Raw genomic sequence first — 12,982 nt, 5'->3', positions numbered from 1 at the left:
GCGCCGTCAGCGCTGCAGGCAGGCCTGCCCGACGGACTCGTCACGCAGGATCCGGGCGAACAGCGCCCGGAGCTCCCGGCCGGGGTCCACTCCCAGCTCCTGGGCCACGGTCCTGCGGATGCGGTTGTACACCGCCACCGCCTCCGCCTGGCGGTCCACCTCGCACAGGGCGACCATCAGCAGCCACCCCAACCGTTCGCGGGTGGGAAACTTCGCGCTGAGCGCGGCCAGCTCGGCGACGGCGGTGACGTAGTCCTGCCCCCAGGCCAACTCGGCTTCCCACAGGGCCTCCAGCGTCGCGAGGCGCAGTTCCTCCAACCGTGCCGCCTCGCACACGGCGGGCTCGTAGTCACCGAGGTCGGCGTAGGGCGCACCCCGCCACAGGTCCAGGGACGCCCTGAGGAACCGGCTCGCCTCCGGGTAGCGGCCCTTGCGCAGAAGCTGCCGCCCCTCGCGCAGCAGGTCCTCGAAGCGGCGGGCGTCCACCCGCTCCGCCTCGACGGCGAGCACATACCCCTGCGGCTCCCGCCGCAGGATCCGGTTCCTCCCCCAGGGCGGGCAGCCCGGCTCCAGTTGGCGGCGGAGGTGGGAGACATAGCTGTGGAGGCTGGCGACCGCGTTGCCCGGGGGGCCCGCCGGCCATATGGCCTCGGTGAGCCGATCCGTTCCCACCACCTGTCCGGGAGCCAGCAACAGCGCCGACAGCACAGCGCGTTGCCGGGCCGGTCCCAGCGGGAGGGGGCCCTCGGTCGACGACACCGAGAGCGGTCCGAGAATGTTGAAGGATAAGTCGGCCGGCAAATTCACAACGGTTTTCACAACGGTCACGTACTCTCCTGAAACGCTGGTTGTCAATGGCCACGGGTTTGTCCCCGCGATGAACGTCCCCTTTGCTGCGAGGATGCGAACGGTCGCGGCCGCGTCATGCACCAGGAGGGCGATCACGGGCCGCCGCCCGCGTAATGCATGCATGGCATATGAGCCATTTGTAGATCATGGCGGGATGCTTGCACACCACTTTCTATCCGTCCAGCGCCCCACAGCGGACTAGCAAAAACCCCAGCACCGGCACCACTCGCTATAGGCCAGACCACCCGCATGACGGGTGATCACCAGGTTTGGGTTCTGGATTCCCGCATTGACCTCGGGATTTCCTTCGAGTGGAGAATGCCGGGCCCCGTCCGCGACCGGGAACGGGCTCCCGAGGGGCGCGCGCATCTCGGCCATTCACGCGGACGAGGAAAACCGCCCGGACCGGCCGGTCAGACGTAGTCCTCCAGCCGGGCCAGCGCCATGCCCTGCTCCGTCACCTTGCGCAGGACCAATCGGAGCATGTCCGTCATGGTCCCGCCCCACTGCCGGGGTCCGTTGAAGTGGGTCAGGATGATGTCACCGGGATGCAGCTTCCTGTCCGCCCTGCGGTACTCCAGCCGGTTCGGGAAGGCCTCCTCACTCCACAGGGGAGCGACGCGGACACCGCATTCGCGGGCGATCTCCAGCGTGTCACGGTCGAATTCGCCGAACGGCGGGCGGAAGAGGGCCGGACGGGTGCCGAACTCGCGCTGGACGATGTCCTGCTGTCCGCAGATCTCCGCGCGCTGCTCCTCGGGCTCCAGCCGGGTCAGCTGCGGGTGGGTGAGCGTGTGGTTGTGGATGGCGTGCCCGCGGGCGTGCAGATCGCGGAAGTAGGCGTAGTCGCCACGGATGGCGGAGTCGGTGACAAAGGCGCTGAAGGGGACCCCGAGTTCACTCGCCATGGACGCGAACTGCGGGTCCTTCTCCGTACCGTCGTCGATCGTCAGGAAGACGACCTTGTCGGTCGTGGGTATCCGGGTGATGGCGGGTATCAGGCCCGGCCCGCGGAAGAATCCGCTCGGGGTCTCCAGTGCCGGCTTGACCGCGGGCCGGGGCGGCGCGACGAGCGGCGGCCGGTCCAGTCCCCACTTCGCCGCGGCGACGCTCAGCTGCTGGGGGGTCAGCAGCCCGCCGGCGTTGGCCGCCAGCCCCCCGGACCGGCCGTCCTCGGATTCGAGGGTGCGCAGATCGATCGTGGAGCAGACGGCTCCCGCCACTATGAGAAGCAGCACGGTGACCAGCCGCGAGGGGCTACGCCGTGGCTTCCCCTGCTTCGCGGGCGGTGGTGATATGCGGTCCATATTTCCGGATCCTGACACCACACCAGTGCCCCTGCCTCCCAGGGCACCCATCAGGACGACACCCCTGCACCACGGGCGCGCCGGGGGCGTGGAAAGCCGCGTGACTATGTCCCTCCTCCGCGCGAAGTGGTATGACCCAGGCATGGCCGTCCAAGGAAGCCGAAAGCCCGCCAAATCACCGCTCCTCGCTCCCTTCCTCGCCGGGCTCCTCGGACTGGTGGGGTTCGTCGGGCTGGTGGGCCCCGGCCACGCCGCCCCGTCGGCGGCCCGGACCGGGGCCGGTGACCCGGCCGTCGTGGCCACGACGAACGGTCCGGTGCGCGGCACGGCCACCGACCGGGGCCGCTCGTTCCTCGGGGTTCCGTTCGCGGCCCCGCCGGTCGGGCGGCTGCGGTGGCGGCCTCCGGCCCCGCCCGCGCCCTGGGCGGAGGTACGGGACGCGACCCGCCACGCCGAGGGCTGCGCCCGACGCCCCAGGGCACTGCTGGGCGATGCCGGCACGACGAACGAGGACTGCCTCCATCTGAATGTGTTCACCCCGCCCGCGGGCGGTACGGGCACGCCGGTCCTGGTGTGGTTCCACGGGGGATCGTTCATCTCCGGATCGGCGGCGGCCTACGACGCCGCCGGTCTCGCCCGGGCCGGGGACATGGTCGTGATCACCGCGAACTACCGGCTGGGCCCCTTCGGCTATCTCGCCCACGCCGCACTGACCGCCGAGTCCGCGGCGGCGGGCTCGGGGAACTACGGGCTCCTGGACCAGGGGGCGGCGCTGCGCTGGGCCGGGGACAATGCCGCCGCGTTCGGCGGCGACCGGGCGAGGGTCACGGTGGCGGGCCAGTCCGCCGGGGGCCTGAGCGTGTGCGCCCACCTGGTGTCCCCGGCCTCGCGCGGGCTGTTCGCGCGGGCCGTCGTCCACAGCGCCCCGTGCGCGCTGCGCATCCGTGACGCCGCGGCCGCCGAGTCCGCCGGGCGGACCTTCGCGGCGGGGGCCGGCTGCCCGGGAGCGGCCGCCTCGGTCCCGGCGTGCCTGCGCGGGAAGTCCGTCACCGACATCCTCGCCGCACCGGACGCGGGCAGTCCCACCGCGTGGTCCCCGGTCTCCGGCACCCCGGTGCTCCCCACCGCGCCGGCCGATGCCATCGCGGCGGGTGACCACGCCGAGGTACCGGTGCTGATCGGCGACACCCTCGACGAGGGCACGATCACCTCGGCGGTCCTGGAGTCGGGGGGCACGAAGCTGAACGCCGTCTCCTACCCCGTCCTGCTCGCCGGCCTCTTCGGCGTCGACGCCGTCCGCGTCGCCGCGCGCTATCCGGCCTCGGCCTACGGCGGCGACCACCGGCTCGCCTTCGCGGCGGTCTTCGGCGACGCCGTCTTCGCGTGCCCGACCCGGGCGACCGCCCGCTGGTTCGCCGCCGCGACGCCGGGGAGTACGTACGCCTACGAGTTCGCGGACCGCGCCGCCCCCAACCTCTACACGCTGGACCCCGACTTCCCGCTGGGGGCCTACCACGGTGCCGAGATCCCGTACCTCTTCGCCTACCACCGGGGCGGCGCGGAGCCCGGCCCGGCCCAGCGCCGTCTGTCCAGGGCGATGATGGCGTACTGGAGCCGGTTCGCCGCCACCGGCGATCCGGGCGGCGGGGCGGCACCGCCCTGGCCTGCGACCGCCGCCACCTCCTACCTGCCGCTTTCCCTCGCCCCCGACGCCATCGCGCCGCGCCGTGACTTCGGCTCCGCCCACCAGTGCGCCTTCTGGGACGGACTCCCCCGGCCCGCCGCCCGCCCGGTGCCGTGACCGGACGTCGGCCGCGTGGGAACGTCACGGCGGCGCATGTTCGCCCGAGCGAGTGATATATCGCTGCCCGGTGACGGCGAACGGCGGCCCTCACCCACCCGACGCGCGACGATGCCCGGGCGGGGCCCTTCGGGACGGGCCCCGCTCCGACCGTTCCCCCCGCGTGGAGGTGCCGTGTACACCACCGAGCTAGCCGCCAAGACCCTCGAACCCACCGCCGTGGAAGACCAGTTGGCCGAGGACTACGCCAGCGTCCTCGACGTCGTCTCCCGCCTCGAGCAGGCCCTGCGGGACGGCGCGTGGCGCGGCGTCCGCGACGAGCTCGACCAGCTCGTCAGCGCCGCCGAGGACATGTGGTCCACCCTGTCCGACCCCGACCTCGATCAGGGCGAGGACCCCTTGGACGTCGGCCGTCCGTTCATGACACCGACGGCGGACGCCGCGACGGTGCGCCAGCTGATCGCCGTGTACGCCCAGCCGCACGCGGTCGGCCGGATGCTCTACCCGACGAGCCTCATCGCCGACCCGCAGCTGCGCGGGGCGGTGGAGAACGAGAGCGAGCAGGGCCCCCGGCAGGCGGTGGCGGACGAGGCGGCGGCCCCGCGGCTGCTGGAACCGGCCGCCTACCCGGTCTGACCTCCGGACAGGCGCCTGCGGGGGGCTCTTCGCAGCGACCTGTCCGGCAGGGCCGCCGGCCCACCTCCGACGGGGGGTCCGACGGGACCGCGCGGCGGCCGGACCAGCGCCCCTTCGGCCGTCCCTGCCGACGGGGCCCCACCGGCGTCGGAAGGCGAGGTGCGACACCGTCGGTCACCGGTTCCTGAACATGCGACCGGCACATGTCAAGCCAACTCGTGTACGCCCCTCAGCGGCGCACCATCCGTTCCACCAGCCCCGGAAGCCATATCCCCCCTCGTGGGACTGGCCGGTCCTGATCGGTGGGTACAGACGGACGGTGCGTTCCTTCTTACGCTCACCGGCCATGAGCAGATCCGTGCTGAGCCGACTCAGCCTTTCCGCGACGCTTGCCCTGGTCATCGGCCTCACCGGCCTGAGCCAGTCGGCCACCGCCGCCGAACCCCCGCCCCTGACCGTCACCGCCGACAAGCAAGCGGCGACGCCGGGTTCGTCGGTCACGCTGACCATGACGTTCACCAACGTCCAGACCACCGATGTGCAGTTCGTCTACCAGACGGTCCACCCGACCTACGACACCACCAAGGGCGGGCTGAAGTACACGTTCACCTCCTGCACCGAGGAGGGCAAGCCGTGTGACGCGACCCGGCCGCTGAACTACACCGTGCCGATCGCGCCGGGCGCCACCCGCACCGTCAAGCTGACGTACCAGGTCGCCTCCGACTCGACCTGTGGCGCCAACAAGGCGATCGGCTTCTACTCGTACCTCTACTACGAGTTCGCGGCGGGGCAGAGCACGAAGGACGGGATCTTCCCGACGGGGCTCACCAACGTGCCGTGCGCGACGAACCCCGCCCCGACGGGGGCCGGTCACCAGTGATCCGGTAGGTCGCCGCCGGGTCGGAGACGACCCGGCCGGCTGCCGTACGTGCCCGCTCCGCGCGCCCCGCCCCTCGCTACGTGAGGCCGAAGGGGTCGAAAGCGTGACCGTGCCAGATGCGCCGCGACCGCTCCTCGGGGTAGGGCGCCGTGCGCACCTCCGCGTCGAGCAGCCGGGTCAGTCGCCGGTCCGCTCCGTGGAGCGGCCAGCCGGGTTCGCCGTGCTCGGCGAACGCCGCCCACGCACCCCGGATCTCCTGCGCGAGAGCGAGCGCCTCGGCGGGTGGTTCTCCCCCGCCGATCAGAAGCCGGCCCGCCGGGCTGTCGAAGGTACCGAAGAGCAACGGGACGTCGACGGAGTGGCTCGCGCCGAGGGCGCCGCCCAGCGCCGGTGAGGACCAGCACAGTTCGTACAGGTGGCACCTGCCGCCCGCGGCCGCGTGCGCCCCGGCCAGATACAGCGAGGGCATCCGGAAAAGCATGTCCGAGTACACCAGCTCGAACAGCTCCTCCGCGCCGGCGTCCGGGTAGGCGGTGCGGTACGCGCGCTCCGCGTCGGGCCCGGGGCCGAGGATCCGCAGGGCGGCCGCCGCGTCCTCCTCGGTGATCTTCCCGGAGCGTCCGCTCGTGACCAGGAAGAGCCGGAACTCGTCACGGGTGTGGCCGGTCAGCAGGGCGACATCGCGCGCACGGCCGTCCGCGAGCGCCCGCCAGGGCACGTCCGGCAGCACCTCGCCGTCCACCACCGGCGCGAACGGCGCACCCACACTCGCGACGCGGCCCCACCGTCCGGCGTGCGAGGGGAGTTCACCCATGAGCGCGTCGACCTCGTCGGCCAGCCGCTGCGGATCGACGGCCGAGAGCGCGGCCGCGGTGGGCGGCATGCCGAGCCGGGCGGCCAGCGCCGCCGCGATGTCCGCCGCGAGGGCGGGGGTGCAGTAGAGCCACGGGACGCTCTGCGCGATCGCCCGCCGGAAGAGACCCGCCGCCGCGGGCATCGCCAGCAGCGTCGCGATCGACCCGGCCCCGGCCGACTGCCCGCAGACGGTGACCCGGCCGGGGTCGCCCCCGAAGCCGGCGATGTTCTCCCGCACCCAGCGCAGGGCCGCGATCTGGTCGAGCAGACCACGGTTGGCCGGGGCTCCGGAGAGCTGGGCGAAGCCTTCCGTGCCCACCCGGTAGTTGAACGTCACGATGACCAGCCCCGTACGGGCGAGCAGCGTGGCGTCGTAGAGCGGGTCGCCCGAGGCGCCGGAGAGATAGGCACCGCCCTGGAACCACACCAGCACCGGCAGCCGGGCCGCGCCCGGATCCGGGGTCCATACGTTGACGGTGAGCCAGTCCGTGCCGGTCGTGCTCCCGGGCGGCCGGGCCGGGCCGGACTGGGGCGGCGGCGGGCCGAACTCCGCAGCTTCCCGCACCCCGTCCCAGGGGCGCGGCGGCCGCGGTGCGGCGAAGCGCAGGGCGCCGACCGGTGGCTGCGCGAAGGGGATGCCGCGGAAGACCGCGAGGTCCGCCTCCCACCGCCCGCGGACCGTGCCGCTGACGGTACGCGCCTTGGGACCGTTGTCGCTCATCGGCAGCTCCCCGGGAGAACGGCTGTACGAGGCCAGGGCCCCGCCCGGCTGCCCACGGTACAACCCCGCAGGGCGGCGCAGTCGCGTGGAGTGCCGGACACGACGCCTCGCGCGCCTCCTGATGCTTCGTCAATTACTTTATGTACCAGGCCCGTTCGTCATACAGGCATCGTCCTGCTGCCGTCGGCACCGCATCGCCTTCCGTCACCTCCGACCTGTGTTGACCGCCCGCCGGCGCGTCAACGCTCTTCCGGGCAGGACTCACAGGGGGCCGTCAGCCGTCAGCTTCGTGATGCGCACCGCCCCTCTTCTGTGAAGTCACATGCGTTCTTGCGAGATTTATGGGGAAGCTAACAGCCAACAGCGGCCCCTTAGGCTTCCGCGCAGCGGACACACGAAGGCACCCGCAGTGGTCCGGCAGAGAGAGGACGAATACGTGGCAGCCACATTCGGTACGCACGACGGCATCGAGACGACCCTCGAGTTGTTGCGAACAGAGCTTCCCCAACTGGAGAAGCACCAGCAGACCCTGGAGACGGACCTGGCAGTGGTCACCGAGCGGCTGGAGTCGGTCCGGCTGGCCCTGCGCAGCCTCGAGGCACTGGCACCCGCCCCGCTGGCGCGGGCGGCGACGGCGGTGCCGGCTGCGTCGTCGGCGCCGTCCGGTTCCTCCGGTTCCGTCGGGGAGCAGGGCTCCGAAGCCGCACAGGCTCCCGCGCCCGTCGCCCCGCCACGGCAGGCCACGGAGGAGAAGCCGCAGGCCACACGGGGGAAGAAGACCACCGGCGAGGCGAAGCCCGCCGGTGGCAAGGCGACCGGCACTCGCAAGCGCACGGCCTCCTCCGCCGGGAGCAAGGTCCCGCGCCCGCGCACGGCGAAGAAGACCGTCGCCGCGAAGAAGCAGCCGGCGAAGAAGACCGCCGTGGTGAAGAAGGAGGCCAAGGCCACCGCGCCGAAGGAGATCCCGGCCGGTGCGGGCAAGGCCGCGCAGGCGACGCCGGCGGAGCAGCCGAAGAAGCGGGCCAGTGGGCTGACCAAGGACGTCGTGGCACACCTGGCCAAGGCCGCCGCCCCGGTCAAGGCCCGTGAAGTCAACCTGGCGCTCGGCCGCGATGACACCAATGGCAGCATCAACGCCGTACGCACCTCACTCGAACGGCTGGTGAAGGCGGGCCAGGCACACCGTCCCGGCCGTGGTTTGTACCAGGCGACGACCGGCTGACAGCGACGCAACCGAGGCCCGGGCCGACCGACATGTTCGGTGGCCCGGGCCTCGGCGCGTCCGGTCAGTCGTCGTCGCCCAGGCCCACGTCCCTGGCCCGGGCGACGGCTTCGGCACGGGAGGTGACCTGGAGCTTCTCGAAGACGTGCGTGACGTGATTGCGCACGGTCTTCTCCGAGAGCACCAGTTCGCGGGCGATGTGCCGGTTGTCGAGGCCCCGGGCGATCAGTTCGAGCACCTCGGACTCACGGGAGGTGAGGGCGGGGAAGAGCATTTCCGCGTCGCGCCGGCGGCTGCCGGAGAGCAGCTCGGTGAGGTGGCCGGCGATGTCCGAGCCGAAGACGGCGCCGCCCGCGGCGACGGTGCGTACCGCGTGCTGGACCTCGTCGGCGCCCGCGCCCTTCACCAGATAGCCGCGCGCCCCCGCCTGGAGGGCGGCGAGCAGACTGCCGTCGTCGTCGGACATGGTGAGCATCAGGACGGGCAGTCCGGGATGGAGCTCGGCGAGCTGACGCGTGGCTTCGATACCGGAGGCGTCCGGCAGGGAGAGGTCCATGACGACGACGTCGGGCCGGTGCTGAGCCACGGCGTCCGGTACTTCGCCGACGGTCTCGGCCTCGGCGACGACGACGGCCCCGCCGGCGATCTCCAGGGCGACCTTGAGCCCCGCGCGGAAGAGTGGATGATCATCGACGATCAGAACGCGGGGCACAGACCTGTCTTGTTCGCTCACAAATCGACGCTATCAGCTACTTTTGGCCGCTCATACCCTTTTAGCCTGCGTCACGAGCGTCTCGCACTCGTACGGCCGCGCCGTCACATCTCGTCGGCCCGTCACACCTCGCCGGCTCCCAGCCGGCGTCGTATCGCCCGCACCAGCTCGTGCACGCCCGGGTCCCTGAGGAGCCCGTAGTGATCGGCTCCGAGGTCGACGAACCTCGGGGCGGCCGACGCGTAGCCGCTGGTGTTCTCGATGAACGAGTAGTCGTCGCCGGCGGCCTTGAAGACCGTCACCGGGGCGTCGATCCTCCGCTCGGTCAACTCGTCGAAGCTGTACTTGAATTCATAGGTGCGGCGTACGACGTCGACGATCCGCTGGATCAGCGCCCGGTCGAGGTCCGCGAACCGGGCGCCGATGAAGGAGGTGAAGCTCTCCTCGTCCTCGGTGGCCCGCAGGCAGTCCTCCAGTGCCGGGCCGGTGGCGCGGCCCGCGAAGACCGAGAAGAGGATCGCCACGAACGCCTGGTTGCGGAAGCTGGGCTCGCCGCCGTGCGCCAACTCGTACTCCGCGCGGAACTTCGGTGACCCCGGCGCTATCAGGAAGAGGTTCTCCACCCGGTCACCGGCCTGTTCGAGCCGGTAGGCGGTCTCGAAGGCGACCCGCGCGCCGAAGGAGTAGCCCCACAGCGTGTACGGGCCCACCGGCTGGATCCGCTTGACGGCCGTGACGTCCGCCGCCGCCATCTCCTTGATGGTGGGGTACGGGGTCTCGCCCTCGTTGATGCCGTGCGACTGGACCCCGTAGAAGGGCCGGTCGATGTCCACGGCGGCGGCCAGCGGTCTGAGGTTCATGGCGTAGCCGCCGAGGCCGGGCCAGCAGTGGACGGGGGGCTCGGTTCCCTCGCCCCACAGCCGCACCAGGCGTGAGGAGGCCGCCGAGGGCACGGAGGACGCGTCGTCGACCCGCCGGGCGAGCTCCTCGACGGTGGGGTGTTCGAACAGGATCTGCAACGGCAGCGCGCTCGCGCATTCCTTGTTGAGTTGATTGATGAGCGCGACCGCCATCAGCGAGTTCCCTCCGGACTCGAAGAAGTCGTCCTGCACGGAGACCGCGTCCCGCTTCATGACCTTCCGCCAGATACGGCTGATCCGCTCCTCGGTCGCCGTCCGCGGCGCGACGAAGGGGCGTGCGGCGGCCTCCGCGTTCACCTGCTCCGACGCGGCCAGCGCCTTGGCGTCGATCTTCCCGTTGGCGGTGAGCGGCAGCCGGTCCATGACGACGACCCTGTTCGGCAGCATGTGGTCGGGAAGGAACTTGATCAGATCGTCCTTGATGAGCTCGGCCGGGCCCTTCATATGGACGATGTCCTCCTTCATGCCTTCACTGCGCATCTGCTCCTCGCTCACCCGGCCGCCGACGAAGAAGTAGGACGCCCCTGTCTCCAGTCCGAGACCGGTCAGGACGGCCTCCATGCGCTTCGCCGACGGCAGGTCGTCGCCGCTCCTGGAGCTGTAGCCCGAGGACATGAACCCGAGGCCGATGTCGTTCATCTGCAGACGCTGGAGCTTCCTGCCGAGATCGATGTAGCCGCGCCAGCTCCGGTGGTCCCGGTTGACCACGGTGATGCCGAGGGCCGACCGTTCGTGGACCCGCTGGTTGATGGCGATGACGTGTTTCTTCAGCACGATCTCGTCGGAGATCCGCTCCAGGTCGCCGCCTTGGTACCGGTACAGCCCCGTCGGCATGTCGGACACCTTGCCGGGGTGGGTCTGGACATAGACGTCCAGGGAGTCCGCGGCGGGCCGCGGCGCGTCGTACGGGACCACCTCGAACGTGCCCAGGCTGTAGTCCTCGTCGGCGCAGTCGAGGCCGTCCTTCACGGCGGGTGTGCGGCCCAGCGCCCTGACGTCCAGGCCGTACGCGGGGAGGATCTCCTCGAACAGGCCGATCATGTGGCCGGTCTCGATTTCGAGGACCTCTTGGATGTTGTTCCTGTAGACCGGCTCGATCGCCGACTTCCGCCCCACGAAGTGGAGCTTGACCCGCGCCGTTTCGGTACCGGACGTTTCACGCATCAGCACCAGCCGGTGGTGCGCGGGGTGGTAGTAGTAGCACCCCGGCCGCACGCCGCCCACCCCGTTCAACTCGATGTACAGCTGGGTGGCGTACAGCGAACCCGGGGACGCGTAGCCGTACTTCGGCAGCAGCCGCTCGGCGCTCAGGTACTGGCCGAACCAGCGCAGGATCCCGCCCCATTCGGCGAGGGTCAGGCTGTCCGGGCCCCGGGGGGCCGCGGCCGTGCCGCCACCGCCCAGAAGGCGCAGGATGTCGGCCTTCTCGACGTCACCGCCTTCGAAGAACCGGTAGGTCTTGCGGGCGAACACCCTCCGCCGCTGCTCGGGCTTCGGCACCGCGCCGGGCAGATCGACCGCAGGCCTGCCCCGGAGTTCCGCCGCGTCCCGGCAGCCGCCGTCCGACAGCTGGGCCTTCACCTGCAGCCTGCTCGCCTTCGACTGGTGGTGGGCGCCGTGCCGCCCCTGGTCCATGAGCGCCGCTTCCTTCGGACTGAGCTCGACGCAGGCGATCAGATTCTGGAATCCGGTGCGGGGGTCGTCCTTGACGACGACCGCGGCGTTCTTGACCCAGTCGTGGTTCTCGATCGCCAGCCTGATCTCGTCCAGCTCGACCCGGAAACCCCTCAGCTTCACCTGGTTGTCCGCCCGGCCCGCGAACTGGACCGTGCCGTCGGGGTTCCAGTACGCCAGGTCGCCGGTCCGGTACAGCCTGGCCCCGGGGCCGTCGGTGGTGAACGGGTCGTCGATGAACCGCTCCGCGGTCAGCTCCGGCCGGTGCAGATAGCCGCGCGCGAGCTGGGCGCCGCCGATGTACAGCTCACCGGTCTCCCCCACGGCCACCGGGGCCCGGTCGCGCCTGAGAATGCGGTAGTGGGTGCGGTGCACGGGGGTGCCGATCGGGATCATGTGCGAGCCGCCGTCTACGGCATCCCGGTCGACGGTGAAGGCCGAGGTGTTGATGGTGCATTCGGTCGGCCCGTACAGATTCACCAGATCGCACTTCGGGAACGTCTCGAGGCACTGCCGGGCGAGGTTCGCGGACAGAGCCTCGCCACCGCTGAAGATCTGAGTGAGCGAGGTGAGCCCCGCGAACCCGTCGCTGTCCAGCAGTGCCTGGAGCAGGGTCGGCACGCATTGGAGTGTCGTCACCCGGTGCGTGCCGATGGCCTCGATCAGCCCCTCGGGGTCCCGGTACACGCCCGGGCGTCCCATGACGACCTCGCTGCCGCAGCTCGGCGCCAGGATCTCCCACTGGGCCGCGTCGAAGCTCATCGGGGTCTTCTGCAGGACGACCGCGTCCCGGTCCAGGTGGCCGACGGCCTTCATCCACCGCATCTGGTTGACGATGGCGCGGTGTTCGATCATCACCCCCTTCGGCTTCCCCGTGCTGCCCGAGGTGTAGATGACGTACGCCAGGTCGTGCGGGCGCGGGCCGGTGCCGAGGGCGCGGCGCGCGGCCCCGGCACCGGGGGAACGCGCGAACTCCCGCACGTCCGGCAGGGTGACGATCGTCGTGCCCTTCGGTGCCAGCTCCGCCAGCCTGGGCGTGAGCTTTTCCTGGGCGACGATGACATCGGCCCGGGCGTCCTCGATCATGTACCGCAGCCGTGCCTCGGGGTACTCCGGTGACAACGGCAGATAGGCCCCCGAAGCGAACAGGATTCCCCAGACGCCCGTCATCAGTTCGATCGACGGCTCGACGAAGAGGCCCACCCGGTCGTCGGGCGCGACGCCGAGATGTCGCAGGTATGCCGCGAGGTCCGCGCTTGCCTCCGCGAGCTCGCGGTAGGTCAGGGTCTCCTTCTCGTCGACAACCGCCGTCCGGTGGGGGTGTGCCTCCACCGCCTCCTGGAAGAGGCCGGTGAGGCACTGGTCATGGGATGTCTGTGTGGTCGGCACGACCGTCTCCTCGGGT

Annotated in this window: 9 protein-coding genes; 4 read left to right on the top strand and 5 right to left on the bottom strand. The window is 71.1% G+C overall.

What is annotated here, in order from left to right:
* Positions 1–6: 6 nt before the first annotated feature.
* Together JO379_RS31345 and JO379_RS31340 are read right to left on the bottom strand one after the other, a co-directional pair.
* Positions 7–801, bottom strand: a complete 795-nt coding sequence (locus JO379_RS31345) for an AfsR/SARP family transcriptional regulator (protein WP_165451620.1) — start codon at positions 799–801, stop codon at positions 7–9.
* Between the two features lie 461 nt (positions 802–1,262).
* Positions 1,263–2,156: a polysaccharide deacetylase family protein gene (locus JO379_RS31340; RefSeq protein ID WP_209518123.1), complete on the bottom strand. Its 894-nt coding sequence runs from the start codon at positions 2,154–2,156 to the stop codon at positions 1,263–1,265.
* Between the two features lie 142 nt (positions 2,157–2,298).
* Here JO379_RS31340 and JO379_RS31335 point away from each other — a divergent pair, with 142 nt between their 5' ends.
* From JO379_RS31335 to JO379_RS31325, 3 genes are all read left to right on the top strand, one after another.
* Positions 2,299–3,957 carry a carboxylesterase/lipase family protein gene (locus tag JO379_RS31335; protein WP_209518121.1) on the top strand — a complete coding sequence of 553 codons (1,659 nt, stop codon included), beginning with the start codon at positions 2,299–2,301 and terminating at the stop codon, positions 3,955–3,957.
* A 174-nt stretch (positions 3,958–4,131) separates the two neighbouring features.
* Positions 4,132–4,593, top strand: coding sequence for a hypothetical protein (locus tag JO379_RS31330; protein WP_130880392.1), 462 nt, complete (start codon positions 4,132–4,134; stop codon positions 4,591–4,593).
* A gap of 346 nt (positions 4,594–4,939) precedes the next feature.
* Entirely contained in the window at positions 4,940–5,473 is a 534-nt protein-coding gene (locus tag JO379_RS31325) for a hypothetical protein (RefSeq protein ID WP_130880391.1), read from the top strand.
* Positions 5,474–5,549: 76 nt separating this feature from the next.
* Here JO379_RS31325 and JO379_RS31320 read toward each other — a convergent pair whose 3' ends face one another.
* Positions 5,550–7,049, bottom strand: coding sequence for a carboxylesterase/lipase family protein (locus JO379_RS31320; protein WP_209518119.1), 1,500 nt, complete (start codon positions 7,047–7,049; stop codon positions 5,550–5,552).
* 436 nt (positions 7,050–7,485) lie between these two features.
* Here JO379_RS31320 and JO379_RS31315 point away from each other — a divergent pair, with 436 nt between their 5' ends.
* Entirely contained in the window at positions 7,486–8,271 is a 786-nt protein-coding gene (locus tag JO379_RS31315; RefSeq protein WP_209518117.1) for a hypothetical protein, read from the top strand.
* Between the two features lie 64 nt (positions 8,272–8,335).
* Here the strand turns inward: JO379_RS31315 and JO379_RS31310 are convergent, their stop codons facing one another.
* Together JO379_RS31310 and JO379_RS31305 are read right to left on the bottom strand one after the other, a co-directional pair.
* A complete protein-coding gene (locus JO379_RS31310; protein WP_130880389.1) occupies positions 8,336–9,004 on the bottom strand; it encodes a response regulator transcription factor in 669 nt (222 codons plus the stop codon).
* A gap of 101 nt (positions 9,005–9,105) precedes the next feature.
* On the bottom strand, positions 9,106–12,966 hold the full coding sequence (locus tag JO379_RS31305) for an amino acid adenylation domain-containing protein (protein ID WP_209518114.1): 3,861 nt from the start codon (positions 12,964–12,966) through the stop codon (positions 9,106–9,108).
* Positions 12,967–12,982 lie beyond the last annotated feature (16 nt).

The organism is Streptomyces syringium, from assembly GCF_017876625.1.
Classification (GTDB): Bacteria; Actinomycetota; Actinomycetes; order Streptomycetales; family Streptomycetaceae; genus Streptomyces; species Streptomyces syringius.
The sequence above is the reverse complement of the archived record's forward strand: the minus strand, read 5'-3'. Positions and strand labels throughout refer to the sequence as shown.